At 72.8% G+C, this 26145-nt stretch carries 25 protein-coding genes; 19 read left to right on the top strand and 6 right to left on the bottom strand.

Going from position 1 to position 26145, the window contains the following annotated elements; genetic code table 11:
* Positions 1-141: 141 nt before the first annotated feature.
* A complete protein-coding gene (locus tag IEZ04_RS33045) occupies positions 142-1290 on the bottom strand; it encodes an ABC transporter ATP-binding protein (protein WP_189220686.1) in 1149 nt (382 codons plus the stop codon).
* A 172-nt stretch (positions 1291-1462) separates the two neighbouring features.
* On the opposite strand from IEZ04_RS33045, the gene IEZ04_RS33040 reads away from it, so the two are divergent.
* From IEZ04_RS33040 to IEZ04_RS33025, 4 genes are all read left to right on the top strand, one after another.
* Positions 1463-2188, top strand: a complete 726-nt coding sequence (locus IEZ04_RS33040) for an ABC transporter permease (protein ID WP_229821442.1) — start codon at positions 1463-1465, stop codon at positions 2186-2188.
* Entirely contained in the window at positions 2185-2913 is a 729-nt protein-coding gene (locus tag IEZ04_RS33035; protein WP_189220684.1) for an ABC transporter permease, read from the top strand. The genes IEZ04_RS33040 and IEZ04_RS33035 overlap by 4 nt, the downstream gene beginning before the upstream one ends.
* 66 nt (positions 2914-2979) lie before the next feature.
* Positions 2980-3987 (top strand): ABC transporter substrate-binding protein, encoded by a 1008-nt coding sequence (locus IEZ04_RS33030; protein ID WP_189220683.1) that lies wholly within the window; start codon positions 2980-2982, stop codon positions 3985-3987.
* Between the two features lie 179 nt (positions 3988-4166).
* Positions 4167-5591: a hypothetical protein gene (locus IEZ04_RS33025; protein WP_189220682.1), complete on the top strand. Its 1425-nt coding sequence runs from the start codon at positions 4167-4169 to the stop codon at positions 5589-5591.
* A gap of 70 nt (positions 5592-5661) precedes the next feature.
* Here the strand turns inward: IEZ04_RS33025 and IEZ04_RS33020 are convergent, their stop codons facing one another.
* Both IEZ04_RS33020 and IEZ04_RS33015 read right to left on the bottom strand, forming a co-directional pair.
* Positions 5662-7032: a PH domain-containing protein gene (locus IEZ04_RS33020; RefSeq protein ID WP_506004867.1), complete on the bottom strand. Its 1371-nt coding sequence runs from the start codon at positions 7030-7032 to the stop codon at positions 5662-5664.
* Entirely contained in the window at positions 7017-7604 is a 588-nt protein-coding gene (locus tag IEZ04_RS33015) for a PH domain-containing protein (protein ID WP_189220680.1), read from the bottom strand. The genes IEZ04_RS33020 and IEZ04_RS33015 overlap by 16 nt, the downstream gene beginning before the upstream one ends.
* 31 nt (positions 7605-7635) lie before the next feature.
* Between IEZ04_RS33015 and IEZ04_RS33010 the strand changes: the two genes are divergently transcribed.
* On the top strand, positions 7636-8787 hold the full coding sequence (locus IEZ04_RS33010; protein WP_189220679.1) for an NADH-quinone oxidoreductase subunit D: 1152 nt from the start codon (positions 7636-7638) through the stop codon (positions 8785-8787).
* 86 nt (positions 8788-8873) lie between these two features.
* On the opposite strand, the gene IEZ04_RS33005 is transcribed toward IEZ04_RS33010, so the two are convergent.
* Entirely contained in the window at positions 8874-9884 is a 1011-nt protein-coding gene (locus IEZ04_RS33005; protein ID WP_189220678.1) for an SAM-dependent methyltransferase, read from the bottom strand.
* A 118-nt stretch (positions 9885-10002) separates the two neighbouring features.
* Between IEZ04_RS33005 and IEZ04_RS33000 the strand changes: the two genes are divergently transcribed.
* The 3 genes from IEZ04_RS33000 (at position 10003) to IEZ04_RS32990 (ending at position 12570) form a co-directional block, all read left to right on the top strand.
* Positions 10003-11205 carry a sensor histidine kinase gene (locus IEZ04_RS33000; RefSeq protein ID WP_189220677.1) on the top strand — a complete coding sequence of 401 codons (1203 nt, stop codon included), beginning with the start codon at positions 10003-10005 and terminating at the stop codon, positions 11203-11205.
* Between the two features lie 86 nt (positions 11206-11291).
* On the top strand, positions 11292-11966 hold the full coding sequence (locus IEZ04_RS32995) for a response regulator transcription factor (RefSeq protein ID WP_189220676.1): 675 nt from the start codon (positions 11292-11294) through the stop codon (positions 11964-11966).
* A 100-nt stretch (positions 11967-12066) separates the two neighbouring features.
* Entirely contained in the window at positions 12067-12570 is a 504-nt protein-coding gene (locus IEZ04_RS32990; protein WP_373296396.1) for an ATP-binding protein, read from the top strand.
* A gap of 13 nt (positions 12571-12583) precedes the next feature.
* Here IEZ04_RS32990 and IEZ04_RS32985 read toward each other — a convergent pair whose 3' ends face one another.
* Positions 12584-13789 carry a threonine aldolase family protein gene (locus IEZ04_RS32985; protein WP_229821445.1) on the bottom strand — a complete coding sequence of 402 codons (1206 nt, stop codon included), beginning with the start codon at positions 13787-13789 and terminating at the stop codon, positions 12584-12586.
* A gap of 218 nt (positions 13790-14007) precedes the next feature.
* Between IEZ04_RS32985 and IEZ04_RS32980 the strand changes: the two genes are divergently transcribed.
* The 10 genes from IEZ04_RS32980 (at position 14008) to IEZ04_RS32935 (ending at position 22441) form a co-directional block, all read left to right on the top strand.
* Entirely contained in the window at positions 14008-14949 is a 942-nt protein-coding gene (locus tag IEZ04_RS32980) for a Rossmann-like and DUF2520 domain-containing protein (RefSeq protein WP_189220674.1), read from the top strand.
* On the top strand, positions 14946-15968 hold the full coding sequence (gene panC, locus IEZ04_RS32975) for a pantoate--beta-alanine ligase (RefSeq protein ID WP_189220673.1): 1023 nt from the start codon (positions 14946-14948) through the stop codon (positions 15966-15968). The genes IEZ04_RS32980 and panC overlap by 4 nt, the downstream gene beginning before the upstream one ends.
* Positions 15965-17749: an L-aspartate oxidase gene (locus IEZ04_RS32970; RefSeq protein WP_189220672.1), complete on the top strand. Its 1785-nt coding sequence runs from the start codon at positions 15965-15967 to the stop codon at positions 17747-17749. The genes panC and IEZ04_RS32970 overlap by 4 nt, the downstream gene beginning before the upstream one ends.
* Positions 17746-18735 (top strand): carboxylating nicotinate-nucleotide diphosphorylase, encoded by a 990-nt coding sequence (nadC, locus tag IEZ04_RS32965; protein WP_189220671.1) that lies wholly within the window; start codon positions 17746-17748, stop codon positions 18733-18735. Before IEZ04_RS32970 ends, nadC begins: the two co-directional genes overlap by 4 nt.
* 17 nt (positions 18736-18752) lie before the next feature.
* The gene (locus IEZ04_RS32960; RefSeq protein WP_189220670.1) at positions 18753-19550 is read left to right on the top strand and encodes a type III pantothenate kinase; all 798 of its coding nucleotides are present in this window, start codon (positions 18753-18755) and stop codon (positions 19548-19550) included.
* Positions 19551-19712: 162 nt separating this feature from the next.
* Positions 19713-20432 (top strand): hypothetical protein, encoded by a 720-nt coding sequence (locus IEZ04_RS32955; protein ID WP_229821441.1) that lies wholly within the window; start codon positions 19713-19715, stop codon positions 20430-20432.
* A gap of 111 nt (positions 20433-20543) precedes the next feature.
* Positions 20544-20726: a hypothetical protein gene (locus tag IEZ04_RS32950; RefSeq protein ID WP_189220669.1), complete on the top strand. Its 183-nt coding sequence runs from the start codon at positions 20544-20546 to the stop codon at positions 20724-20726.
* 115 nt (positions 20727-20841) lie between these two features.
* Positions 20842-21303, top strand: coding sequence for a BlaI/MecI/CopY family transcriptional regulator (locus IEZ04_RS32945; protein ID WP_189220668.1), 462 nt, complete (start codon positions 20842-20844; stop codon positions 21301-21303).
* A gap of 10 nt (positions 21304-21313) precedes the next feature.
* Entirely contained in the window at positions 21314-21847 is a 534-nt protein-coding gene (locus tag IEZ04_RS32940; RefSeq protein WP_189220667.1) for an amino-acid N-acetyltransferase, read from the top strand.
* Between the two features lie 258 nt (positions 21848-22105).
* Positions 22106-22441, top strand: coding sequence for a histone-like nucleoid-structuring protein Lsr2 (locus tag IEZ04_RS32935; RefSeq protein ID WP_189220666.1), 336 nt, complete (start codon positions 22106-22108; stop codon positions 22439-22441).
* Here the strand turns inward: IEZ04_RS32935 and IEZ04_RS32930 are convergent.
* Positions 22420-23049 (bottom strand): SCO3374 family protein, encoded by a 630-nt coding sequence (locus IEZ04_RS32930; protein WP_189220665.1) that lies wholly within the window; start codon positions 23047-23049, stop codon positions 22420-22422. The genes IEZ04_RS32935 and IEZ04_RS32930 overlap by 22 nt on opposite strands.
* A gap of 430 nt (positions 23050-23479) precedes the next feature.
* Between IEZ04_RS32930 and IEZ04_RS32925 the strand changes: the two genes are divergently transcribed.
* Positions 23480-26002, top strand: coding sequence for an ATP-dependent Clp protease ATP-binding subunit (locus IEZ04_RS32925; RefSeq protein ID WP_189220664.1), 2523 nt, complete (start codon positions 23480-23482; stop codon positions 26000-26002).
* The last annotated feature ends 143 nt before the right edge of the window (positions 26003-26145 follow it).

The following is a 26145-nucleotide window of genomic DNA, read 5'->3' as shown; positions in this document are numbered from 1 at the left end:
ACGGATCAACGTGCTGTTCGCGATGCTCCGCGACGGCACCTTCTACGAACCCAGAACCCCACGCCCCGCTTGACCAAAGACATAGAGGCACCCCCCCGGGCGTCGGGCCGCGCGCTCAGTGGTCGCGGTCAGTGGTCGCGGTCAGTGGTTGCTGACCGTCTCCAGGCGCACGTCCGCGCGCGCGATGTCCCGCGCGTCCGCCGCCGTGGAGCGGCGCAGCGCCTCGTGCAGGCGGGACGGGGTGAGGACGCCGAGGAAACGGCCCTCGCCCGCGTCGTCGATGACCGCTATCCAGCCGGCGTCGTGCTGGAGCATGGTCGCGAACGCCTGCTTGAGCGGCGCGCCGACGGGCAGCCAGGCCTCCATGCGGCGGGCGTGCTCCCGCACGGTGCCGGTCCGCACGCGCGCGTGCTCCGCGGAGATCCAGCCGTGCAGGTTGTCGTCCCGGTCCAGCACCACGGCCCAGCGCGCGCCCAGGTCCCTGGGCAGCGGGTCGTCGAGGTGCACCACGGGCGGCTGCTCCAGGTCGCCCTCCTCGATCGGCGTCACGGACAGCCGCTTGAGGCCCCGGTCCGCGCCGACGAAGTCGGCCACGTACTCGTTCGCGGGCGCGCCCAGCACCGCCGACGGGGTGTCGAGCTGCTCGATGCGGCCGGCCCCGTACACGGCGATCCGGTCGCCGAGCCGTACGGCCTCCTCGATGTCGTGGGTCACGAACAGCACCGTCTTGCGCACGGACTGCTGAAGCCTGAGGAACTCGCTCTGCAGCCGCTCGCGCACGACCGGGTCGACCGCGCCGAACGGCTCGTCCATGAGGAGTACGGGCGGGTCCGCGGCGAGCGCCCGGGCCACGCCGACCCGCTGGCGCTGGCCGCCGGAGAGCTGGTCGGGGTAGCGGTCGCCGTAGACGGACGGGTCGAGGCCGACCAGGTCCAGGAGTTCGGCGGCGCGCGCCCGGGCCTTCGCGCGCTTGACGCCCAGCAGGTGCGGCACGGTCGCGGTGTTGTCGAGGACCGTGCGGTGCGGAAACAGGCCGACCTGCTGGATGACGTAGCCGATCCGGCGCCGCAGCTCCACCGGGTCGACGCCGGCGATGTCGTCGCCGTCGAGCAGGATGCGGCCGCTCGTGGGTTCGATGAGCCGGTTGACCATCTTCATCGTGGTGGTCTTGCCGCAGCCGGACGGGCCGACCAACGTGATCAGCTCGCCCTCGGCGACCTCGAAGGACAGGTCGTCGACGGCCGTGGTGCCGTCCGCGTACTGCTTGGTGACGTGCTCGAACCGGATCATGACTCCCCATTGTGGCCGTGGGCGGCCGTAACTGTGTGACGGCGGTGTTGCGGGCGCGCGGTGTCTCTCGGCGATTGTCGGTGGCAGCGGCTAAGGTCACCGGCAAGTCAAGAACACAAGAACTGTTCGGTCCAGCCGCATGCGTTCGACGATTCGGGGGGAGGTGCGGCGGGTGAGCACTCGGCAGAACTGTCTCGTGGAGAACGCCTGGATCTGCGGGGAGTACGTCCGCACCCGCGGCCAGGAGCTGTTCGACGCGACGGTGCAGCACGTGGGCATCACGGCCGTCTCGGTCGCGCTCGGCGTGCTCGTGTCCTTCCCGCTGGCGCTGCTGGCCCGCCGCAGGCGTTCCGTCGCCGGTGCGGTGCTGGGGCTGACGACCGTGCTGTACACCATCCCGTCGCTGGCGATGTTCTCGCTGCTGCTGCCGCTGTTCGGGCTGTCCGCCGCGCTGGTCGTCACCGGCCTGGTGCTGTACTCGCTGACGATCCTCGTGCGCAACATCCTCGCGGGCCTCCAGGCCGTCCCCGAGGAGGCCGTGGAGGCCGCGCGCGGGATGGGGTACGGGCCGCTGCGGCTGCTGTGGGAGGTCGAGCTGCCGCTCGCGCTGCCGGCGGTGCTCGCGGGCATACGGATCGCCACGGTCTCCACGGTGGCGCTGACGACGGTGGGCGCGATCGTCGACTACGGCGGCCTCGGCACGCTGATCCTCGGCGGCCTCGACAGCACCTTCAAGGCGCAGGTGCTCACCGCGTCCGTCCTGTGCGTGCTGCTCGCCCTGGCGGCCGACCTGCTGCTCCTGTGGGTGCAGCGACTGCTCACACCGTGGACGCGGGCGCGGCGGCCGCAGCGCAGTCGAACACGCGCCCGAGCGGAGAAGGTGGCGGAGCCGGCGTGAACGCGATCTCGGGGGCCCTCGACTGGCTCACCACGGACAGCAACTGGCAGGGCGAGTCGGGCGTGTACCACCGGCTGGGCGAGCACCTGTACTTCGTGGGCGTCACCCTCGTGGTCGCCTGTCTGCTCGCGCTGCCGCTCGCCCTGTGGCTCGGGCACCTCGGCAAGGGCGGCGCGCTCGCGGTGAACCTCTCCAACGTCGGGCGGGCGGTGCCCACGCTGGCGGTGCTGGTGCTGCTGACGCTCACCCCGCTCGGGGAGCACGGGGACCTGCCGACGCTGATCGCGCTGGTGCTGTTCGCGGTGCCGCCGCTGCTGACCAACGCCTACATCGGCATGCGCGAGGTGGACCGGTCGGTGGTGGAGGCGGCGCGCGGCATGGGCATGAGCGGCGGGCAGGTCTTCCTCCGGGTCGAGCTGCCGCTCGCGTACCCGCTGGTCATGACGGGGCTGCGGTCGGCGGCGGTGCAGGTGGTCGCCACGGCCACGCTCGCCGCGATGGCCGGTGAGGGGGGACTGGGGCGGATCATCACCGCCGGGTTCAACCTGCAGAACACGCCCCAGGTGGTGGCGGGCGCCTTCCTGGTGGCGTTGCTCGCGCTGCTGGTCGAAGGGGTGCTCGTGCTGGCGGGGCGGGTATGCGATCCGTCGCCGGTGACCCGGGTCAAGGTGGGCCGGATACGGACGGGCCGGCCGGGCCGCGCCGCGTCCGGCGCCACGAAGTAATTGCGTAATTGCCGACGGCCCCGTGGACGGGCCGGAATTTTTGGGGTGTCGATGAGCAGGGTGTTGATGAACAGCAGAATCGGCGGCACGGGCCGGGCGAGCGGACGCCGGGGCGCACGCGGAATCCGCCGGACCGCGGTAGCGGCGGTGGCCGTCGGCGCGCTCACCGGAATGCTCGCGGCGTGCGGCGGGGACAGCCTGGAGGAACAGGGTTCGGGCAGCGCGTCCGGCGGCGGCAAGGGCGAACTCGTCGTGGGAGCGGCCGGGTTCACCGAGGCCAAGGTCATGGGCGAGCTCTACAAACAGCTGCTGTCCGACGCCGGTTACGACGCGACGGTGCGGACCGTCGAGAACCGCGAGATCTACGCGCCTCAACTGGAGAAGGGCGCGATCGACGTCGTTCCCGAATACGCGGCGACCCTCGCGGAATTCCTCAACCTCGACGAGAACGGTCCGGACGCGGAGCCGGTCGCGTCCAGCGATGTCGACGCCACGGTCGCCGCGCTGAGGAAACTCGCCGAGCCCCGGGGCCTGAAGGTGCTGCCGCCCGGAGAGGCCGTCGACCAGAACGCGTTCGCGGTGAGCCGGGAATTCGCCGAGGAGCACAACCTGAAGACGCTCTCCGATCTCGGCGAATCGGGTGTCGAGGTCAGGATCGCGGCCGGTGACGAGTGCGAGACGCGGCCGTTCTGCGCACCGGGGCTGGAGAAGACGTACGGCATCGACGTCGCCGGGATCGACCCGAAGGGCGTCGGGACGACGCAGGCCAAGCAGGCCGTGAAGAACGGCACCGACCAGCTGGTGCTGACCACCACCACGGACGCCACGCTCGACAACTTCGACCTCGTGCTGCTGGAGGACGACAAGAGGCTGCAGAACGCGGACAACGTGCTCCCCGTGGTGAATGCCAAGGATGCGGGCGACCAGGAGATCGCCGACGTACTCGGCAAGTTGACGGACACGCTCACCACGAATGATCTTGCGGAACTGAACCGGAAGGTCGACGAGGAGCGCCAGAAGGAGGCCGACGTCGCCGCGGAGTACCTGGAGTCGAAGGGATTGATCGAAAAGTAGGCCGTCGAGCGGGTGGCCGATCGGCAGAGTGGCCCATAGTCTTCGCAAACGCTTACGGGACCTGATCCACGGGGTCCGGCGTGGTTGTCGGCACTTGTGACAGGGCAACACCTTCGAGGTGGCTGTGTTTTTACCTCGCGGAGCACCATGATTCGCCTACGCGCGGTAAGTTTCTGGCCATGCCACGTGGACGTCATCGCCATTCACCGCCCCTGCACAGGCTGCTGCCTCTTTCGGCGATCGCCGGCGTCTCGGTCGTCTGCGCCCTGGGGCCCTGGCTGTTCTCGGAGCCGTACGTGCTCCGGTCGCTGGCCGTGGTCGCCGCGCTGACGGCGGTCACGGGCGCGATCGTCATGCGCCGCTGGGACGCGCAGGCGGGGAGGCGCGTCGCGGAACTCACCCGCGCGCGGGCCGGCGACGAGTGGCGCTTCGAGGAGCAGGTCGCCGAGCTGGAGTCCGACCTGGAGGAGGCCCGCGAGCTGCGCCGGCGCCTGGAGGAGAAGCTGCGCGCCAAGCGGGCCGAGCTGGCGGGCCTGCGCAACGAGCACGCGGCCCTGCTGCGCCGGTACGCCACCGCGGAGTCGGAGCGCGCGTCGGCCCTGGAGGGCCGTCGGCTGCTGGCCATAGAGGCGTCCTCCGCCCCGGCCACGGTTTCCGCGCCGACGGCTCCCGCGGAGGGCGCCGCCGAGCAGGTGGTCGAGCGGGCGGTCAAGGACGGCGGCGAGGAGCCCGTCACCCGAACGGGCGGTACCGGTGGGGCGGGCACGACCGGGCGCGCGGTCTTCTCCCCGGCCGGCCTCTCGCTCTTCCTGCACGCCGACGCCGCGCTGAACCGAATCGGCAAGGGCGGCGCCGGCAAGACAGCGGGCGCCTTCGCCGAGGACGACGGCGCGGGCGGCGGCTGGCCCGAGACGCCCACGGCCGCGGCCGACGGCCCGGAGACGGCCGACGGCCCGGAGACGCCCACGGCCGCGGCCGACGGCCCGGAGACGGCCGACGGTCAGGGGCTGGAGAAGCCGGAGAGCTCCGAAGCCGCCGACGACCTCACCGCCGCCACCGAGCCGCTCCTGTCGGCCTCGCCGCTCCGGCCGGCCGAGCAGCCCCAGCAGGCCGGGACGTCCCAGCCGGCCGAGCAGCCCGCCGGACCCACGGCCGCCGCGTCCGGCGACGGCTTCTTGACCCCCGAGACGGCCACCACGGTCCCCTCCGCGTCGGCGCCCGCCCTGCCGGGGCGTGCCTCCGGTCACTTCACGGTGCCGACCGCCGTGGCCGTCGTACCGGCGGCCCCCCGTCGGCGCCCGGCCGGCGAGGGCGGCTTCGACTTCTTCGGTACGCAGAAGTCCTCGGCCGTCGAGGAAGGGCAGCGCGACGTCCCGGACGAGGCGCGGGACGACGTGCGGAACGACGTGCCGAACGACCTGCGGAGCCAGGACCTCGCGGACGTGGCCGGCGAGGAGGCGCACGCGCCGCACAAGGCCGAGGCCGACTCCGAGTTCAAGCCGGCGGACGAGAACGTGCAGGGTGCCGGCCAGGTCATCGACCTGACCGCGCACGACGAGACCGAGCCGATCAGCCTGCAGGGGCTGCGCAGCGCCGTCTCCTGACGACAGCGGGACCACGACGGGACCACCACGGGACCACCACGGAGGGGCGGCCGCCCCTCCGTGCGTGGCCTCACGCCATCCAGCGGTCCGGCCGTGCCTTCCCGTGCCCCGTCCGCGACCGGTCGGCCTGGGCCTGCAGCAGCTCCGCCGCCTCGTCCGCGTCCCGCAGCCGGGCGGTCACCGTCTTGTTGGCGCCGGTGTCCACATGCACGTCGGCGAGGCCCCTGAACCGCTTCCAGGGCCCCTGCGCCAGCCGTACGCTCTGCACCTTCGCGTGCGGCACCAGCGCGATGCTGCGCCGCAGCAGTCCCTGCCGGGACGCGAACACGTCGTCGGTGACGGCCAGGCCGTACCCGCGCCACCAGATCGGCACGCACCACGCGGCGCGCCGCGGCGGCCGTACCGGTGCGGTCGGCACGGTCACCCCGGGCAGCACGCGCGCGACCACCGACTCGGCCATCTTCCGCGGCGCCACCGGCACCAGCAGCGAGTTCGACGAGCCCGCCACGTCCAGTTCGACCCGCACCCAGTCCCGGCGCCGCCACAACAGGGGTTCGACGATCCGTACGGTCTGCACCCGGCCGGGCGGCACCGTCTCGTGCGTGCGGTCCAGCAGTCCGTGGTCGATCCGCAGCCCGTCCGGCGACTCGCCGACCGCCCAGTCGTACTCCCCGACGAAGCGCCCCACACTGCTCGCGCCCGCCGCGCCGACCAGCGGCACCGCCGCCGCCAGGACCGTCCACAGGTTGTGCGTGACGAACCACAGCACCGTCGGCACGACGGCGGCGGCGATCAGCGTGCCCCAGGCGGCGCCGCTGAGGAGGATCGACGCGACCAGGGCGCCCGCCGGGACGTGCAGCAACCGGTGCACCGGTGCCTCGCCCGCCTCGTGCGCGGTCTCCGGCGCGAGACCGGCCGCGCGGGCGAGCAGTTCGGCCCGCAGGGCGCGGGCGTGCGCCTCCCCCAGATAGGCGAGTTCGTCCTTCTTGTCCGTGCCGATGACGTCGAGCCTGAGCTTGGCGACGCCCGCGACCCGGGCCAGCAGCGGCTGGGTCACGTCGATGGCCTGAATCCGCTCCAGCCGGATGTGGGCCGTCCGCCGGAAGAACAGGCCGGTACGGATGCGCAGTTCCGTCGGGGTCACCGCGAAGTGAGTGAACCACCAGGTCAGGAAGCCGTACAGGGCGGCGGCGGGCACGAGCACGGCCAGTCCCAGGAGCAGCGAGGTCGTGGTCAGCTTCGCGAGCTGCCGCTGGGCCTGGTCGAGGTCGTGCACCGCCCAGCCGATGAGCGCGGCGAGCGGTGCCCACGCGCGCCGCAGCGGGGTCACGGGGTGCAGCCGGTGCTCGATGACGGATTCGTCCGCGCTCGGGATGTCCCCGTTGCTCTCCGCGGGAACGGCCGACGACGTGCCCGGCGGCGTGTTCACAGGCCCGCCGATCGGGCCTCGCCCAGCTCGGTGAGCCGGTCGCGCAAACGTTCCGCCTCCGCCGGGTCGAGCCCCGGGATGCGCGCGTCCGTGGCGGCCGCGGCCGTGTGGAGCTGCACACCGGCCAGCCCGAAGTGCCGCTCCACCGGCCCGGACGTCACCTCGACCAGCTGCATCCGCCCGTACGGCACGACCGTCTCCTGGCGCCACAGCACGCCCCGGCTGATCAGCAGGTCGTCCGCGCGTTCGGCGTAGCGCCAGGAACGCCAGTTGCGGCCGAGCATCGGCCAGCCGCACAGCAGCAGGGCCAGGGGCAGCAGCGCGAACACTCCCCACACCGGCCCGGCCAGCAGGCCCGGCACCACGGCCGCGGCGACGGTCAGCGGCCCCAGCCACACCACCAGCAGCAGCCGTCGCATGCGCAGCAGCCCACGGGGCAGCCCGCTCCAGACCGGCCCACCACGCGGGTCCGCCGAGTCCGTACCCGTACCGGTACCCGCACCTGCATCCGTACTCGTACTGTCGTCCGAGTCCGTCCCGCCCCCGGGGGCGTGTCCCGCGTCGTCCATGGTCCCCGTCTCCATTCGGCCAGCCTACGTACGACAGACTGTTCCCATGACTCCTACGACGGAGACCACGGTCGGGATCGGCGGTGCCGCCGAGAGCACGGACATGGTGCTCAACATCGGACCCCAGCATCCGTCCACGCACGGAGTGCTGCGGCTGAAGCTCGTGCTCGACGGCGAGCGCATCCTGCGCGCGGAACCGGTGATCGGCTACATGCACCGCGGCGCCGAGAAGCTCTTCGAGGCGCGCGACTACCGCCAGATCATCATGCTCGCCAACCGTCACGACTGGCTCTCCGCGTTCTCGAACGAGCTGGGCGTGGTCCTCGCCGTCGAGCGCATGCTCGGCATGGAGGTGCCGCAGCGCGCCGTGTGGCTGCGCACGCTGCTCGCCGAGCTCAACCGGGTGCTGAACCACCTGATGTTCCTCGGGTCGTACCCGCTGGAGCTCGGCGGCATCACCCCGATGTTCTACGCGTTCCGCGAGCGCGAGGACCTCCAGAACGTCATGGAGGAGGTCTCCGGCGGCCGTATCCACTACATGTTCAACCGCGTGGGCGGCCTCAAGGAGGACCTTCCGGCCGGATGGCCCTCCCGCGCGCGCGGGGTGGTCGCCGCGGTGCGTTCGCGGATGGGCGTCTTCGACGACCTGGTGCTCGGCAACGAGATCTTCCGGGGGCGTACGCGGGGCGTCGGCGTCCTCTCCGCGGAGGCGGTGCACGCGTACGGGGTGAGCGGGCCGATCGCCCGCGCCTCCGGGGTCGACTTCGACCTGCGGCGCGACGAGCCGTACCTCGCGTACCCGGAGCTGACGGACACCCTGAAGGTCGTCACCCGTCAGGAGGGCGACTGCCTGGCCCGCTTCGAGTGCCTGCTGGAGCAGACCCACAACGCGCTCGACCTCGCGGACGCCTGCCTCGACCGGCTCGCCGAACTGCCGCCCGGGCCGGTCAACCAGCGGCTGCCCAAGGTCCTCAAGGCGCCCGAGGGCCACACCTACGCCTGGACCGAGAACCCGCTCGGCATCAACGGCTACTACCTGGTCAGCAAGGGCGAGAAGACCCCGTACCGGCTGAAGCTGCGCTCGGCCTCGTACAACAACATCCAGGCACTCACGGAACTGCTGCCGGGGACGCTCGTGTCGGACATGGTGGCGATCCTGGGATCGCTGTTCTTCGTGGTCGGCGACATCGACAAGTAGGTCCGGCCGGCCAGGCAGGTCCGCCGGCCAGGCAGGTCCACCGGCCAGGTAGGTCCACCGGCCAGGCAGGTCCGGCCGACTCTCCGCTAGGCGTCCGGCAGGCCGAGCGCGTCCCGCGGGACGCCCACCGGCTGCAGCAGCCAGCCGAAGTCGCCGAGGCCCCCGGGCGCGGTGAGTTCGGCCGCCTCGCCCGCGCCCGCCAGCGCCCGTACGTACGCCGTGGGGTCCGTGGCCGCCAGGGCCAGCGGGGGGCGGCCCGCGGAGACGCCGAGGGCGCGCAGGGCCGCGCGCTGGGTGACGACGCTCGCGCCGGGCAGCGCGCAGGCGTCCAGGGCGACATGGGCCGTGATGTCGCGGGAGCCGTCGGGGACCGGCGCCGTCTCGCGCCCCTGCCGGAACCCGGTGAGCGTGCCGAAGGGCGGGCGGGTTCCCGCCGTGTGCGCGTAGTCCACGGCGACGGCGAGTCCGTGGTCGACGCAACCCACGGCGGCGGCCCAGGCCCGGTCCCGGGGCAGTCCGATCTCGGCGCGCAGCCCCTCCTCCGCCGGCAGCGGCCACCAGCGCGCGAGCCACTCGGCCTCGGCACCCGCCACGGGCTCCCCGAGACGTTCGGTGCCGTCCCGGTGGACGAGGACCCGGCGCGGTACGCCCTCGGCGTCCACCTCGGCGACGTCGACGGGGACGTTGTCGAGCCACTCGTTGGCGAACAGCAGACCGGCGACGCCCTCGGGGGGTGACGGCAGCCACGCGATCCGGGGGTCGAGCTCATCGGGGCGGTCGGCGCGCTCGACGGCGTACCCGCGCGCGCGGGCGGCCACGTCCGCGGGCAGGGCCTCCAGCACCCCGGTCACCAGTTCGCCCCGGCCTGCCGCCATGTCCACGAACGCGAGGTCGGCCGGGTGCCCGAGGGCCGCGTCCACCCGGCACAGCAGCCGGGCCACGGCCGCGGCGAACAGCGGCGAGGCGTGCACCGAGGTACGGAAGTGCCCGGCGGGACCGGGGCCCCCGGGGCGCCGGTAGAAGCCGCAGGGCCCGTACAACGCCTCTTCCGTGGCCTCCCGCCACCCCCGCCACCTGTCCGCAACCGCACCGCTCACCGGGCCAGGCTAAGCGCCGCGGACGGGCGGGCCTCCACCTTGGGGAGTACACACGCCGGTCGGGGATCGGCCCTCCGGTTGACTTCTGCACACACCACGCTTCCCTACGCTTTGTCACGTGCAGCGCCTCTACGACTTCATCCGCAGGCACCCGACCGGGGTGGACGGCTTCTGGGCCCTCGTCCTGTTCGGCTTCTCCGTCGTGGGGGCGGCCACCACCCAGGAGGACACGAGGGCCGACCTGCCGGCCGTCGTCGTCCCGATCACCGTGCTGCTCTGCCTGGTGGTGGCCCTGCGGCGGCGCATGCCCGAGAAGATGCTGCTGCTGGCCGCCGCGGTGGGCGTGGCGCAGCTGGTCCTCGACGCGGCGCCGTCGGCCGCCGACCTCGCCATGCTGGTGATCATCGGCACGGTGGCGGCGACCGGAGCCCGCTGGGCCTCCCGGTTCGCCCTGGTGGGAGGCCTGTGCGCGGGGCCGCTGTCGGTGCTGCGCTGGCCCACGGAGGTGACGGGCCCGCTGGGCAACATCGCGCTGGCGGTCTTCCAGTCGGTGCCCTTCGCCCTCGCCTGGGTGATGGGCGACTCGCTGCGCACCCGCCGCGCCTACTTCGCACAGCTGGAGGAGCGCGCCGCCCGGCTGGAGAAGGAGCGCGAGGCGCAGTCCAAGGTCGCCGTCGCCGCCGAACGCGCCCGCATCGCCCGCGAACTGCACGACGTCGTCGCCCACAACGTCTCCGTGATGGTGGTCCAGGCCGACGGCGCCGCGTACGTCCTCGACGCCGCGCCCGACCAGGCGAAGAACGCCCTGGAGACCATCTCGTCCACCGGACGCCAGGCGCTCGCCGAGATGCGTCGTCTGCTGGGCGTGCTGCGCACCGGCGAGCACGAGGAGGGCGGCGAGTACGTTCCGCAGCCCGACGTCGAACAGCTCGGCGAGCTCATCGAGGAGTGCCGCAGCTCCGGGCTCCCCGTCGACTACCGGATCGAGGGCACCCCGCGCCCCCTGCCCAGCGGCGTCGAGCTGACCGCGTACCGCATCGTGCAGGAGGCCCTCACCAACACCCGCAAGCACGGCGGTCCCAACGCCGGCGCGAGCGTGCGCCTGGTCTACTTCGACGACGGCCTCGGGCTGCTGGTCGAGGACGACGGCAAGGGCGCCCCGCACGAGCTGTACGAGGAGGGCGGCTTCGACGGTCAGGGACACGGCCTGATCGGCATGCGGGAGCGTGTCGGCATGGTCGGCGGCACCCTGGACGCGGGGCCGCGGCCCGGCGGCGGCTTCCGCATCAGCGCCCTGCTGCCGCTCAAGCCCGCCCCCTGACGTACCGGCGATGACGCACGGCTCGTACTGACACCTGTAAGACCCGTTCGGACACGCGTCCGGACCACCCGAGGAAAGAGGTCCCGATGGCGGCGATCCGCGTGATGCTCGTCGACGACCAGGTGCTGCTGCGCACCGGGTTCCGGATGGTGCTCGCCGCCCAGCCGGACATGGAGGTCGTGGCGGAGGCGGGCGACGGCGTCGAGGCCCTGCAGACGGTACGGTCCACCCCGGTCGACGTGGTCCTGATGGACGTCCGCATGCCGAAGCTGGACGGCGTGGAGGCCACCCGCCGCATCTGCGCGGAGCCCGAGCCGCCGAAGGTGCTGATCCTGACCACCTTCGACCTCGACGAGTACGCCTTCTCCGGGCTCAAGGCGGGCGCCTCCGGCTTCATGCTCAAGGACGTGCCGCCCGGCGAGCTCCTCGCCGCCATCCGCTCCGTGCACAGCGGCGACGCGGTCGTCGCACCGTCCACCACCCGGCGCCTGCTCGACCGGTTCGCGCCCCTGCTGCCGGGCCGCGGCGAGGAGCTCCGGCACACGGCGCTGGAGCGGCTCACCGACCGGGAGCGCGAGGTGACGGTGCTGGTGGCGCAGGGGCTGTCGAACGGCGAGATCGCGGCCCGCCTGGTCCTCTCCGAGGCGACGGTGAAGACGCACGTCGGCCGCATCCTCACCAAGCTCGGCCTGCGCGACCGGGTGCAGGTGGTCGTCCTCGCGTACGAGACGGGGCTGGTGCGGGCGGGGGGACGGGGCTGAACGCCTGATGTGTGCTTCCGTGGATCAATGATCCTCTCGGAGGTGGTGAGCCGCCAGGACGCAGCCCGCACACGAGATCCGGCGCCGGCTGCCCGGCAGGGTGATCTGCGCTCCCGGGCGCGTCGGCTTCGGGCTGCACCGCACGCTGCCGCGGGAACCGCTGGGCGCATTCCACGACCTCGCGTCGTGGCGGCAGGGCGTGGTCGAGGTGCTCGGCCCGACCCTCACCCGGCACGACGGCGTGGTGATCGCCCCCATGACGGTCATCGGCCCCGGCCACTTCCCGGAGACCGTCGGCCGGCTGCGTGAACGGGGCCTCGGCCGCTCTCCGGGACCGGTCAGAGCGATCAGCGTCGGCAGGTGGCAAGGCGGACGCGGGGCCGCCCCCGGGGGGAGCTGGGCCGTCGCCCAGCTCGACCGCGGCCTCACACGGCTGCGCGAACCGGAGTTCGCCGGGCACCTGTGGACCGACCCGACCGTGCCGAGGACGGCGGGCCGGATCGCCGTCCTGGCCGGCCTGACGCTCACCCCGGACCGGGAGGGCGCGCTGCGGACCCGGCTGCGACAGGCCCGGGTGGGCCTGAAGCACATCCGGTCCGACTGACCCGGCGCTGCCCCTACGGGGCGTCCTCGTCCTCCGCCGCCTCCCTCCGGGCAACCTCCTCCCGCAGGAAGCCGGCGAAGTCCGCGACGGCGGCCCGCACGTCGTCGGCCGTCCACTCCAGCCCGGCCGCCCGTACGCCGATCTCGGTGACGGACACGTGCGGGCCGCCACGGTCCCAGGTGTCCGCGAACAGGAGGGTCCCCGTCTCCTCGCCCTGCCGGACCGCGGCCTCCGTGAGCACGTCGACGTCGTACGGCAGCCAGACCTGGAACTCGTGGGTGTGCGGCCGGCGCGGGTGGACGCGCGCCCACGGCAGCCCGGCCGCCTCGAACCCCTCCTGCAGCGCGGCGGCCACCACGCGCGCGTGGGCCACGTACTCCGGCAGCCGGGGCAGTTCGTTCTCCAGGCCGGCGAGGGCCGACAGCGCGGTCGGGAACTGCTGGAAGACCTGGCCGCCGTACCGGTGCCGCCAGACCTTCGCCTCCTCGACCAGGGCCCGGGGACCGGCGAGCGCGGCTCCGCCGAAGCCGTCGAGGGACTTGTAGAACGACACGTAGACGCTGTCCGCGAGGTCCGCGATCTCGTCCAGGGGACGCCCGAAGTGGGTGGTGGTCTCCCACAGGCGGGCACCGTCGAAGTGCACCACCGCGTCCCGTTCCCGCGCGGCGCCGACGACCTCGCGGAGCTCCTCCCAGGAGGGCAGGACGAAACCGGCCTCTCTGAGGGGCAGCTCCAGCATCAGCGCCCCGAAGGGCTCCTCCAGGCCGCGCACCTCGTCGGCGGTCGGCGGCCTCGGCTCGCTCGTGACACGGACCGTGCGCAACCCGCTCACCGTGCTGAACGCGTGCCGTTCGTGCACCTCGGGGTGGGCCAGCGCGTGCAGGGCCACGGCCGGGTTGCCGGTACGGCCCGCCCAGCAGCGCAGGGCGACCTGCTGGGCCATCGTCCCCGTCGGGAAGAACGCGGCGGCCTCCTTGCCGAGCAGCCCGGCGACGCGCTCCTCCAGGGCCGTAACGACCCCGGCGCCGTAGACGTCCACCGGTTCGTCCAGGTCGTACAGGCGCGGCGCCGTCCCGTGCAGCAGCGCCAGCCGGTCGCCGATCGTCGCCATGTGGCCGGGGCGCGCCAGGACCCGCCGTGCCGCGCGGTGGGCCGCCTTCCGCCGTGCGAGCCGCCGTCTGCGGACCGACGCGGCGTCGTCCCCGGTCTCCTCCGCCATGCCGGCGGACTGTTTCGTCGTATCGCTCACCCCGGGATGATGCCGTGCGTCCCACGCGCGCGGCATCCGGCTTCGCCCGGGAGCCGACGCGGAAGGCGCCGCGACCCGCGGATACCCACAGCCTGTGGACAACCCGCAGGGCCCGCCGGGCGATCGCGTTAACATGACGAGAAATCGTCCGGTACCCCGAGCGGACTGGAACGGAAGGTCACCAGCGAGTGAGTACCTCTCAGTCATCAGAGGCCAAGGACCGCCCCGCGCGGCTCACCGTGGGCGTCGTCGGCGCCGGACGGGTGGGTCCGGCGCTGGCGGCGTCGTTGCGGCTCGCGGGGCACCGCCCCGTGGCCGTCTCCGGGGTCTCCGACGCCTCCCGGCGGCGCGCCGCCGACCTGCTGCCCGACGTCCCGCTGGTCCCCCCGGCCGACGTGCTCCGGCGCGCCGAGCTGGTGCTGCTGACCGTGCCCGACGACGCCCTGCCGGGCCTCGTGGAGGGGCTCGCCGAGACCGGCGCCGTACGGCCGGGCCAGCTGATCGTGCACACCTCCGGGCGGTACGGCGCGAAGGTGCTGGACCCCGCGCTGCGGGCCGGGGCGCTGCCGCTGGCGCTGCACCCCGCGATGACGTTCACCGGGACCGCCGTGGACGTGCAGCGGCTCGCCGGGTGCCCCTTCGGGGTCACCGCGCCCGAGGAGCTGCGGCTGGCCGCCGAGGCGCTGGTGATCGAGATGGGCGGCGAGCCGGAGTGGATCGCCGAGTCCGCCCGGCCGCTGTACCACGCGGCCCTCGCCCTGGGCGCGAACCACCTGGTCACCCTGGTGGCCCAGGCCATGGAGCTGCTGCGCACGGCGGGCGTGCAGGCCCCCGACCGCATGCTCGGCCCGCTGCTCGGCGCCGCCCTGGACAACGCGCTCCGCTCGGGCGACGCGGCCCTGACCGGCCCCGTCGCGCGCGGGGACGCGGGCACGGTCGCCGAGCACGTCGCCCAGCTGCGCGAGCACGCCCCGCAGGCCGTCGCCGGCTATCTGGCGATGGCCCGCGCGACCGCCGACCGGGCGCTCGCGAACGGCATGCTCAAGCCGGAACTCGCGGAGGACCTCCTGGGGGTACTCGCAGACGGCACGGAACGGCCCGAGAACCCTGAGAACGGGGAAGACCGATGACCCGCCGCACTTTCGAACTCGTTCCCACGGTCGACGACCTGAGGCGCGCGCAGGACCGCTGCGCGGTGCCGGGGCGCACCGCCGTCGCCATGACCATGGGCGCCCTGCACGAGGGCCACGCCACCCTGATCCGGGCGGCGCGGGAACACGTCGGTCCCGAGGGGTTCGTCGTCGTCACCGTCTTCGTGAACCCCCTGCAGTTCGGGGCGGGCGAGGACCTCGACCGCTACCCGCGCACCCTCGACGCCGACCTGAAGATCGCCGAGCAGGCGGGCGCCGACGTGGTGTTCGCGCCCTCCGCGGACGAGGTCTACCCGGGCGGCGACCCCCAGGTCCGCCTCGCCGCGGGTCCCATGGGGGAGCGGCTGGAGGGCGCCTCGCGGCCCGGCCACTTCGACGGCATGCTCACCGTCGTCGCCAAGCTGCTGCACCTCACCCGGCCCGACGCGGCCATGTTCGGGCAGAAGGACGCCCAGCAGCTCGCCCTGGTGCGCCGCATGGTCCGCGACCTGAACTTCGACATCGAGATCGTCGGCGTGCCGACCGTCCGCGAACCCGACGGCCTGGCCCTGTCCAGCCGCAACCGCTACCTGTCCACCGCCGAGCGGCGTACGGCCCTGGCGCTGTCGCAGGCCCTGTTCGCGGGCCGCGACCGGCACGCGGCCGAGGAGGCGCTGCGCGCGCGGGCCCGCGAGGTGCCCGCCACGCGCGCGCGTGCCGAGGCGCTCAGCGCGATCGGCGAGTCCCGCGCGGCGGCCGACGCCCACGCCGTCGCCAAGGTCGCCCCGCCCGCGCCGTCCGGCCCCGCGGCGGTCCGCGCCGCCGCCCGCCTGGTCCTCGACGAGGCCGCGCGGCTGACGCCGCCGCTGAGACTGGACTACCTGGCCCTGGTCGACCCCGCCGACTTCACCGAGATCGCGGACGACCACACCGGGGAGGCCGTCCTCGCCGTCGCCGCCCGGGTCGGCACCACCCGGCTGATCGACAACATCCCCCTCACCTTCGGAGCCGCCGAGTGACCGGCACAGGCATACGACTGCACGCCCCGGCCCCCGGCTGGTCCCTCACCGCGGACGTCGTGGTCGTCGGCTCCGGCGTCGCCGGCCTGACCGCCGCCCTCCGGTGCGAGGCCGCCGGACTGGACACCGTCGTCGTCACCAAGGCCCGCCTGGACGACGGCTCCACCCGCTGGGCCCAGGGCGGCATCGCCGCGGCCCTCGGCGAGGGCGACACCCCGGAGCAGCACCGCGACGACACCCTGGTGGCGGGCGCGGGCCTGTGCGACGAGGAGGCCGTGCGCCTCCTGGTCACCGAGGGCCCCGACGCGGTACGCCGCCTGATCGACACGGGCGCGCGCTTCGACGAGTCCGCCGCGGGGGAACTCCAGCTCACCCGGGAGGGCGGCCACCACCGCCGCCGCATCGCCCACGCGGGCGGCGACGCGACCGGCGCCGAGATATCCCGGGCGCTCGTCGACGCCGTCCGCGCGCGGAGGGTCCGCACCGTCGAGAACGCCCTCGTCCTGGACCTCCTCACCGACGCCGAGGGCCGCGCCGCGGGCGTCACCCTGCACGTCATGGGCGAGGGCCAGCACGACGGCGTCGGTGCCGTCCACGCGCCCTCGGTGGTCCTCGCCACCGGCGGCATGGGCCAGGTCTTCTCGGCCACCACCAACCCCGCCGTCTCCACCGGCGACGGCGTGGCCCTCGCACTGCGCGCGGGCGCCGAGGTCAGCGACCTGGAGTTCGTGCAGTTCCACCCGACGGTGCTCTTCCTCGGCCCGGACGCGGAGGGCCAGCAGCCGCTCGTCTCCGAGGCCGTCCGCGGCGAGGGCGCCCATCTGGTCGACGCGGACGGCGTGCGCTTCATGACCGGCCAGCACGAACTGGGCGAGCTGGCCCCCCGCGACATCGTCGCCAAGGGCATCATGCGCCGTATGCGGGAACAGGGCGCCGAGCACATGTACCTGGACGCCCGGCACTTCGGCGCCGAGATGTGGGAGCGCCGCTTCCCGACGATCCTCGCCGCCTGCCGCGCCCACGGCATCGATCCGGTCACCGAGCCGGTCCCGGTGGCGCCGGCGGCCCACTACGCCTCCGGCGGCGTGCGCACGGACGAGCACGGCCGGACGACCGTACCGGGCCTGTACGCGTGCGGGGAGGTCGCCTGCACCGGTGTCCACGGCGCCAACCGGCTCGCCTCGAACTCCCTCCTGGAGGGGCTCGTCTACGCCGAGCGCATCGCCGCCGACATCGCCGCCGCGGCGGACCGGGCCGGCGGCGAGTACCACGCGCGTGTGCCGCGGCCCGTCCCGAGCCCCCAGGAGCCCGAGCACCCGCTGCTCGCGCCGGAGACGCGCCTCGCGATCCAGCGGATCATGACGGGCGGCGCGGGCGTCCTGCGCTCGGCCGCCTCCCTGGACGCCGCGGCGGCCGCCCTCGACCGGCTGGACGCCGAGGCGCGCGACGCCCTGCACCAGCACGGCAAGACGGCCGAGCCCGGCGTCGACAGCTGGGAGGCCACCAACCTCCTGCTCGTGGCCCGTGTCCTGGTCGCCGCCGCACGGCTGCGCGAGGAGACCCGGGGCTGCCACTGGCGCGAGGACCACGCCGAGCGCGACGACGCGGCCTGGCGGCGGCATGTCGTCGTACGGCTGAATACCGACCGTGCACTGGCCGTCCGCACCACGGACACCCCAGACTTCCCAGCGACCCTCCCTCGCGTTCCGGGCTCCGCCCGGGCGGCGGGCACCCCACGCACCGGCCCCAGCACCCCCTCCAGGAGCAGTGACTTCACGTGACCACCCCCGACCTTCCCCTGGCCCAGAGCGGCGGCTGCGGCGACGGCTGTGCCTGCGGCGCAGATCCGGACGCGGACGCCCTGGAGGCGTACATGGAGTGCGGTCTCGACCCCGCGCTCGCCCAGCTCCTCGCCGACGCCGGGCTCGACCCGGTGGAGATCGAGGACATCGCCAACGTGGCCGTCCAGGAGGACCTGGCCAACGGCGTCGACGTCACCACGGTCGCCACCGTCCCTGAGGACGCCCGCGCCACCGGCGACCTCACCGCGCGCGAGGCGGGGGTCGTGGCGGGCCTCAGAATCGCCGAGGCGGTCATCTCCGTCGTCTGCGCGGACGAGTTCGAGGTCGAGCGCCTGGTGGAGGACGGCGACCGGGTCGAGGCCGGCCAGGCGCTGCTGAGCGTCACGACCCGCACCCGCGACCTCCTCACCGCCGAGCGCAGCGCGCTGAACCTGCTGTGCCGCCTCTCCGGCATCGCGACGGCCACGCGCGCGTGGGCGGACGTGCTCCAGGACACGAAGACGAAGGTCCGCGACACCCGGAAGACGACCCCGGGGCTGCGTTCCCTGGAGAAGTACGCCGTCCGCTGCGGCGGCGGGGTCAACCACCGCATGTCCCTGTCGGACGCGGCCCTCGTCAAGGACAACCACGTGGTCGCCGCGGGCGGCGTCGCCCAGGCCTTCGAGGCCGTGCGGGAGCAGTTCCCGGACGTGCCGATCGAGGTGGAGGTCGACACCCTGCACCAGCTCCGCGAGGTCCTCGACGCGGGCGCCGACCTGATCCTGCTGGACAACTTCACGCCGGCCGAGTGCGCGGAGGCGGTGGCCCTGGTCGACGGCCGGGCCCTGCTGGAGGCCTCCGGCCGCCTCACCCTGGACAACGCCCGGGCGTACGCGGACACGGGCGTGGACTTCCTGGCCGTGGGCGCCCTGACCCACTCCTCGCCGATCCTGGACATCGGCCTGGACCTGCGAGCGGCGGAGTAGGGAGCGGGGTACGGGCCATGCTGCTGACGATCGACGTGGGCAACACCCACACCGTGCTGGGCCTCTTCGACGGCGAGGACATCGTCGAACACTGGCGCATCTCCACGGACGCGCGCCGCACGGCCGACGAGCTGGCGGTCCTGCTCCAGGGCCTGATGGGGATGCACCCGCTCCTCGGGGAGGAGCTCGGCGACGGCATCGACGGCATCGCGATCTGCTCGACGGTGCCGTCCGTCCTGCACGAGCTGCGCGAGGTGACGCGCCGCTACTACGGCGACGTTCCCGCGGTCCTGGTCGAGCCCGGCATCAAGACGGGCGTGCCCATCCTCATGGACAACCCCAAGGAGGTCGGCGCCGACCGGATCATCAACGCGGTCGCGGCCGTCGAGCTGTACGGCGGCCCGGCGATCGTCGTGGACTTCGGTACGGCGACGACATTCGACGCGGTGTCCGCGCGCGGGGAGTACACGGGCGGGGTGATCGCGCCGGGCATCGAGATCTCGGTCGAGGCCCTCGGCGTGCGCGGCGCGCAGCTCCGCAAGATCGAGCTGGCCCGCCCGCGCGCGGTGATCGGCAAGAACACCGTGGAGGCCATGCAGGCCGGCATCGTGTACGGCTTCGCGGGCCAGGTGGACGGTGTGGTCGGCCGCATGGCCCGGGAGCTCGCGGACGACCCCGACGACGTCACGGTCATCGCCACGGGCGGCCTGGCCCCCATGGTCCTGGGCGAGGCGTCGGCCATCGACGAACACGAACCGTGGCTCACGCTGATCGGCCTCCGCCTGGTCTACGAGCGCAACGTCTCCCGCATGTGACCCCTGCCTGACCCCTGCCGCGCACGGCACCCGGCGGACGGAGCACCCTCGGTGTCCCCGGTGGTCCCGGCGTCGCACCTCCGGCGTCCGCCCGGGTGGCGTGGCCGCGTGCCGTGCGGGCTTCGCGCCGCTTTTGTCCGATTAGCGCGTACTGTCGCCCGCATGCCCACGCCCTACGGATCCCGCGGCGCCATGGCGTTCGGTGCGGAGGAGCTGCGTGTGCTCCGCCGTGCCCTCGCCCTCGCCCTCAACGCCCGCTCCGCCTCGCCCGAGGACGTCCACGCCTGCCTGCGGCTCGCCGAGTCCGTCGAGGAGACGGCCCGCGAGAGCGCCCGGCTGAGGGCCTTCCTGCTGGCCGACCTCGCCCGGTACCGTGCCGCCCTCCCCGGCGCCGCCACGGGCTACCTGGCCCTCCTGGAGGAGGCACTGGACGCCGGCCACCGCCCCGCCCCGGACGATCTCGCGGCCCTGCGCGCCCTGCGGGGGGCCTCCGCCGCGGCCGCTCTCCTGGAGCGCTGCGCGCCCGCACGGCAGCACGCCCACGCCGATCGCGCCACCGGAACCGCTCCCGCACCGATCGTCCCGACCGCCCCGACCGTCCCGATGACCCGAACGCGGCTCACGGCCCTCTCGGGCGGCCTGTCCGCCCGTACGCACGCGCGTGCCGCCTCCGGCGCACCCGGCGCGCGTCCCCCGGAGCAGTCGGCCGAGCCCGCCGGACCCGCCGGACCCGCGCGCCCGGCCAGGGGGCCGGGCGTCCCGCCCAAGCCCGCGGCCCCGGGCCCGGAGCGCCGCCCCGTCCCGACCCCGGGCGAGGTGTTCCCGCCCCGACGCAAGCCGGTCCCACCGGCGGATCCGCCTCGGCAGCTGGTCGTGGGCTGAGATGCGCACCGGACGCGGGAGCGGGAGCGGAAGCGGGCGCGGCGGTCCGGGCCGCCGCGCCCGGCGCCACCCGGCACGGGCCCGCCGGGCACCCGTGGCTACCCTGGATCCATGGACTACGTCTCCGCGCTCCTGCCGCCGGCCGTGATGGCCGTGTTCTTCGTGGGCCTCATCAGGGTCATCGTGAAGACCCAGGGGGGTGCCAACAAGGCCAAGGAGGACGCGATCGTCGACGCCGCTCTCGCGCGCGCGGAGAACGGCTCGCGGACTCCCGGCGGCGAAGCCAAGGGCTGACCGATAAGCCCTGCACCCTCACAGGCGTACGACTCATCTGCTTTTCGAGTCGTACGCCCTTTTTGTTCCGCTTGCTCCTTCTCTCCCGCTAAGGTGTTGAGTTGTGCCTCGCCCATTGGGAGAACTCGAAGACGCGGTCATGACGCGGGTGTGGAAGTGGAACCGCCCGGTGACCGTTCGAGAAGTCCTGGAAGACCTTCGCCGGGAACGGTCCATCGCATACACCACCGTGATGACCGTTCTGGACAATCTCCATCAGAAGGGCTGGGTGCGCCGCGAGGCGGAAGGCCGGGCCTATCGATATGAGGCGGTCTCCACCCGCCCCGCCTACGCGGCCGCTCTCATGAACGACGCCTGGTCGCAGAGTGACAACCCCGCGGCCGCGCTCGTCGCCTTCTTCGGCATGATGAGCGAGGAACAGCGACAGGCGCTGAGTGATGCCGTCCGTATCGTGCAGGGCCCCGGTGCCGCCGAAACCGCTGCTGAAACCGCCGTCGAATCACCTGACGAATCATCGGCGCCCGCCGGCGCCCGCGATGAGAACCCCGCCTCCCCGCAGGACGGAGCCGGGCGATAGCGTCCGGTTCATGCCAGCGACGAGTCCCGAAGTCACCGCAAAAGCCGTCACGGTCAGGCGGGCCAGGACCAGCGATGTCGCGGACGTGCGGCGTCTGCTTGACGGCTACGTCCGCCGACGCATCCTGCTCGACAAAGCGACCGTGACGCTTTACGAGGACATCCAGGAGTTCTGGGTCGCCGAACGCGACGACAACGCGCAGGTGGTGGGCTGCGGAGCCCTGCACGTGATGTGGGAAGACCTCGCGGAAGTCCGTACCCTCGCGGTGGATCCCGAGGCCAGGGGCCTGGGGGTGGGCCACCAGTTGCTGGAGAAGTTGCTGCACACCGCCCGTTGGCTGGGTGTTCGCCGCGTTTTCTGTCTGACCTTCGAAGTGGACTTCTTCGCCAAGCACGGCTTCGTGGAGATCGGCGAGACACCGGTCGACACCGATGTCTACGCGGAGCTGCTGCGTTCCTATGACGAGGGCGTGGCCGAGTTCCTCGGTCTCGAACGAGTGAAACCGAACACCTTGGGCAACAGCCGGATGCTTCTGCATCTGTGATCGCCGGGGATCGCCGCCGCCATCGGGGCGGATCGGTGCGGAGTATTCAGGTGAGTCCGCGCTGCCCAGGTTCCCTATGTCCGAAACGCGCACGTTTCCGGTCTTCCTCGGTGTGCGGTCTCTCCCGGGGGTTTGTGTTTTTCCAGCAAAAGCGGTTTGCTTTCCGACGTACTGCTGTACTGCATATAACAGGGGACGTGAAACAGCGGCTCCGGCCGCAGACCCTCGGCCCTCACGTTATCGATGAAAGGAAATCCGGTGGCACAGAAGGTTCAGGTCCTTCTTGTCGACGACCTCGACGGTGGCGAGGCGGACGAGACCGTGACGTTCGCGCTGGACGGCAAGACGTACGAGATCGACCTCACGACCGCCAACGCGGACAAGCTCCGCGGCCTTCTCGACCCCTATGTGAAGGGCGGTCGCCGTACCGGTGGCCGTGCTTCGGGCGGGCGCGGAAAGGCGCGCGCGGCCTCCGGCGGCAACCAGGACACGGCGCAGATCCGCGCCTGGGCGAAGGAGAACGGCTACGAGGTCAACGACCGCGGCCGCGTGCCCGCGTCCATCCGCGAGGCCTACGAGAAGGCCAACGGCTGAGCGCACGCCCGCAGCAGCCGGACCCGGTGGCACTCGCCCGCCACCGTGTCCACCAGTCGTACGAGGTCGGGAGCGCCCCTGCCGCCCGTCGGCGCCGACAGGGCCGGCAGCGACACCTCCACCTCGCCCCCCGGCTCGGGGGGCCGCAGCCACACGGCGGCCTCCCGCGGACCGGCCCGGCCCGCGGGCGACGGCCGGAACGGCCCCGGAACACCGGCGTGGCCGGGCGGTGCGGCCTCCCGTCCGCCTCCGCCCCGCCACGGCGGCGGAGCCTCCATGCGGCCGCCCGTGCCGACGGCGGCGAGGTCCAGTTCGAGACCTCCCCACTCCAGCCACTCCAGCAGGCCGGGCAGCTCGTCCGCGCTGCCCGCGGCGACCAGGAACCGCATCCGCCCTCCGTGCAGGGCCACCGGAGAGCGCGCGGCCGGGAGCCGCAGCGCCGCCACGCCGGCCTCCGCGGGCACGTCGAGCACGTCGAAGCGCACTCCGGTCACCAGCCGCACCGGCGATCCGGGCACCGTGGCCCAGCCGAGCTCGTCCTCGTACCACCGCCGCAGCCCGCCGCCGGGGCCGGACGCACGGCGGGGGAGGGGCGCGACGGGTGCCATGCACGGCACAACCGCGACCCGCACCCCCTGGTTACGTCCCGTACGGCCGCGTGCGCGCTGCGTGGCGAAAAGGGGGGCGTCCGGCGGAGGGTACCGGCGCAAGGTTGTTCGCCCGTAGCTGAGGGAACCGGGGCGCGCTGCATGGAGTGTCAGTACGTACGGGTAAGACATCCCTAGTGGGAGGGGGCGACACGCAGGTGAGGCCGTCCTACGTTCGCCATCGGCGTACTGGTGGCGAGGGTAAGTGCCTGGCCTGCGGGAACATCGTCTCGCACCATCGGGTTGGAGCAGATGTCGGCGTTCGGGGTCAGGAGGCCAAGGACGGTGTCGGCAGTTGGAATGAGCGGTCCCCGCTTGCGGGACTAAGCTGCGGAAGGACAGCGAGGGGAGCGTCCCCTCACTGCCTGACCGCTCTGAGGAGCGATTAACGATGTTCGAGAGGTTCACCGACCGCGCGCGGCGGGTTGTCGTCCTGGCTCAGGAAGAAGCCCGGATGCTCAACCACAACTACATCGGCACCGAGCACATCCTCCTGGGCCTGATCCACGAGGGTGAGGGTGTCGCCGCTAAGGCCCTGGAGAGCCTCGGGATCTCGCTTGAGGCTGTCCGCCAGCAGGTGGAGGAGATCATCGGCCAGGGCCAGCAGGCGCCCTCGGGCCACATCCCCTTCACCCCCCGTGCCAAGAAGGTCCTGGAGCTGTCGCTCCGCGAGGCCCTTCAGCTGGGTCACAACTACATCGGCACGGAGCACATCCTGCTCGGCCTGATCCGCGAGGGCGAGGGCGTCGCCGCCCAGGTCCTGGTCAAGCTGGGCGCCGATCTCAACCGGGTGCGGCAGCAGGTCATCCAGCTGCTCTCCGGCTACCAGGGCAAGGAGACCGCCACCGCCGGCGGTCCTGCCGAGGGCACGCCCTCCACGTCCCTGGTCCTCGACCAGTTCGGCCGGAACCTCACGCAGGCGGCCCGCGAGTCCAAGCTCGACCCGGTCATCGGGCGCGAGAAGGAGATCGAGCGGGTCATGCAGGTGCTGTCCCGCCGTACCAAGAACAACCCGGTGCTGATCGGTGAGCCCGGCGTCGGCAAGACCGCCGTCGTCGAGGGCCTCGCCCAGGCCATCGTCAAGGGCGAGGTGCCCGAGACCCTCAAGGACAAGCACCTTTACACCCTCGACCTCGGTGCCCTGGTCGCCGGCTCCCGCTACCGCGGTGACTTCGAGGAGCGCCTGAAGAAGGTCCTCAAGGAGATCCGCACCCGCGGCGACATCATCCTGTTCATCGACGAGCTGCACACGCTGGTCGGTGCGGGTGCCGCCGAGGGCGCCATCGACGCGGCGAGCATCCTCAAGCCGATGCTGGCCCGCGGTGAGCTCCAGACCATCGGTGCCACCACGCTGGACGAGTACCGCAAGCACCTGGAGAAGGACGCGGCCCTGGAGCGCCGCTTCCAGCCCATCCAGGTCGCCGAGCCCTCGCTCCCGCACACCATCGAGATCCTCAAGGGTCTGCGCGACCGGTACGAGGCCCACCACCGTGTCTCCATCACGGACGAGGCCCTCGTGCAGGCGGCGACGCTCGCCGACCGCTACATCTCGGACCGCTTCCTTCCCGACAAGGCGATCGACCTGATCGACGAGGCCGGCTCCCGGATGCGCATCCGCCGGATGACCGCGCCGCCGGACCTCCGCGAGTTCGACGAGAAGATCGCCGGTGTCCGCCGGGACAAGGAGTCCGCGATCGACTCGCAGGACTTCGAGAAGGCCGCCTCCCTCCGCGACAAGGAGAAGCAGCTCCTGGCCGCCAAGGCCAAGCGGGAGAAGGAGTGGAAGGCCGGCGACATGGACGTCGTCGCCGAGGTCGACGGCGAGCTGATCGCCGAGGTCCTCGCCACGGCGACCGGCATCCCGGTCTTCAAGCTGACCGAGGAGGAGTCCAGCCGCCTGCTCCGCATGGAGGAGGAGCTGCACAAGCGGGTCATCGGCCAGACCGACGCCGTCAAGGCGCTGTCGAAGGCGATCCGCCGTACCCGCGCCGGTCTGAAGGACCCGAAGCGTCCCGGTGGCTCGTTCATCTTCGCCGGCCCGTCCGGTGTCGGTAAGACCGAGCTGTCCAAGGCCCTCGCCGAGTTCCTCTTCGGTGACGAGGACGCGCTGATCTCCCTCGACATGTCGGAGTTCAGCGAGAAGCACACGGTCTCCCGCCTCTTCGGATCGCCCCCCGGCTACGTGGGCTACGAGGAGGGCGGCCAGCTCACGGAGAAGGTGCGCCGCAAGCCGTTCTCGGTCGTCCTCTTCGACGAGGTCGAGAAGGCCCACCCGGACATCTTCAACTCGCTGCTGCAGATCCTGGAGGACGGTCGACTGACCGACTCCCAGGGCCGGGTCGTGGACTTCAAGAACACGGTCATCATCATGACGACCAACCTCGGCACCCGGGACATCTCCAAGGGCTTCAACCTGGGCTTCGCGGCCTCGGGCGACAAGAAGACCAACTACGAGCGCATGAAGAACAAGGTCTCGGACGAGCTCAAGCAGCACTTCCGGCCCGAGTTCCTCAACCGCGTCGACGACGTGGTCGTCTTCCCGCAGCTGACCCAGGACGACATCCTCCGGATCGTCGACCTGATGATCAGCAAGGTGGACGAGCGCCTGAAGGACCGGGACATGGGCATCGAGCTCTCCCAGTCCGCCAAGGAGCTGCTCTCCAAGAAGGGCTACGACCCGGTGCTGGGCGCCCGGCCGCTGCGCCGCACCATCCAGCGCGAGGTCGAGGACACCCTCTCGGAGAAGATCCTCTTCGGCGAGCTGCGTCCGGGCCACATCGTGGTCGTGGACACCGAGGGCGAGGGCGAGGCCAAGACCTTCACCTTCCGCGGCGAGGAGAAGTCGGCGCTGCCCGACGCTCCGCCGATCGAGAGCGCTGCGGGTGGCGGTCCGAACCTGAGCAAGGACGCGTAAGCCTCGGGGTGATGCCTCGAAGGGGCCGGTGCTTCTCGGAGCACCGGCCCCTTCGGCCGTCATCGCGGTCCCCCCGGCCGTCATCGCGGTCCTCGCGGCCGTCATCGCGGTCCTCGCGGCCGTCATCGCGGGTCCTCGCGGCC

It is taken from the genome of Streptomyces ruber (assembly GCF_014648075.1).
GTDB classification, from domain to species: Bacteria; Actinomycetota; Actinomycetes; order Streptomycetales; family Streptomycetaceae; genus Streptomyces; species Streptomyces ruber.
The sequence above is the reverse complement of the archived record's forward strand: the minus strand, read 5'-3'. Positions and strand labels throughout refer to the sequence as shown.

What these genes read in the sequence shown, in the direction of transcription:
- IEZ04_RS33045 (WP_189220686.1), bottom strand. Translation starts at nt 1,290, where the DNA reads ATGATCCGGTTCGAGCACGTCACCAAGCAGTACGCGGACGGCACCACG.
- IEZ04_RS33030 (WP_189220683.1), top strand. Translation starts at nt 2,980, where the DNA reads ATGAACAGCAGAATCGGCGGCACGGGCCGGGCGAGCGGACGCCGGGGC.
- IEZ04_RS33025 (WP_189220682.1), top strand. Translation starts at nt 4,167, where the DNA reads ATGCCACGTGGACGTCATCGCCATTCACCGCCCCTGCACAGGCTGCTG.
- IEZ04_RS33015 (WP_189220680.1), bottom strand. Translation starts at nt 7,604, where the DNA reads ATGGAGACGGGGACCATGGACGACGCGGGACACGCCCCCGGGGGCGGG.
- IEZ04_RS33010 (WP_189220679.1), top strand. Translation starts at nt 7,636, where the DNA reads ATGACTCCTACGACGGAGACCACGGTCGGGATCGGCGGTGCCGCCGAG.
- IEZ04_RS32995 (WP_189220676.1), top strand. Translation starts at nt 11,292, where the DNA reads ATGGCGGCGATCCGCGTGATGCTCGTCGACGACCAGGTGCTGCTGCGC.
- IEZ04_RS32985 (WP_229821445.1), bottom strand. Translation starts at nt 13,789, where the DNA reads ATGGCGGAGGAGACCGGGGACGACGCCGCGTCGGTCCGCAGACGGCGG.
- panC (WP_189220673.1), top strand. Translation starts at nt 14,946, where the DNA reads ATGACCCGCCGCACTTTCGAACTCGTTCCCACGGTCGACGACCTGAGG.
- IEZ04_RS32960 (WP_189220670.1), top strand. Translation starts at nt 18,753, where the DNA reads ATGCTGCTGACGATCGACGTGGGCAACACCCACACCGTGCTGGGCCTC.
- IEZ04_RS32955 (WP_229821441.1), top strand. Translation starts at nt 19,713, where the DNA reads ATGCCCACGCCCTACGGATCCCGCGGCGCCATGGCGTTCGGTGCGGAG.
- IEZ04_RS32950 (WP_189220669.1), top strand. Translation starts at nt 20,544, where the DNA reads ATGGACTACGTCTCCGCGCTCCTGCCGCCGGCCGTGATGGCCGTGTTC.
- IEZ04_RS32940 (WP_189220667.1), top strand. Translation starts at nt 21,314, where the DNA reads ATGCCAGCGACGAGTCCCGAAGTCACCGCAAAAGCCGTCACGGTCAGG.
- IEZ04_RS32930 (WP_189220665.1), bottom strand. Translation starts at nt 23,049, where the DNA reads ATGGCACCCGTCGCGCCCCTCCCCCGCCGTGCGTCCGGCCCCGGCGGC.
- IEZ04_RS32925 (WP_189220664.1), top strand. Translation starts at nt 23,480, where the DNA reads ATGTTCGAGAGGTTCACCGACCGCGCGCGGCGGGTTGTCGTCCTGGCT.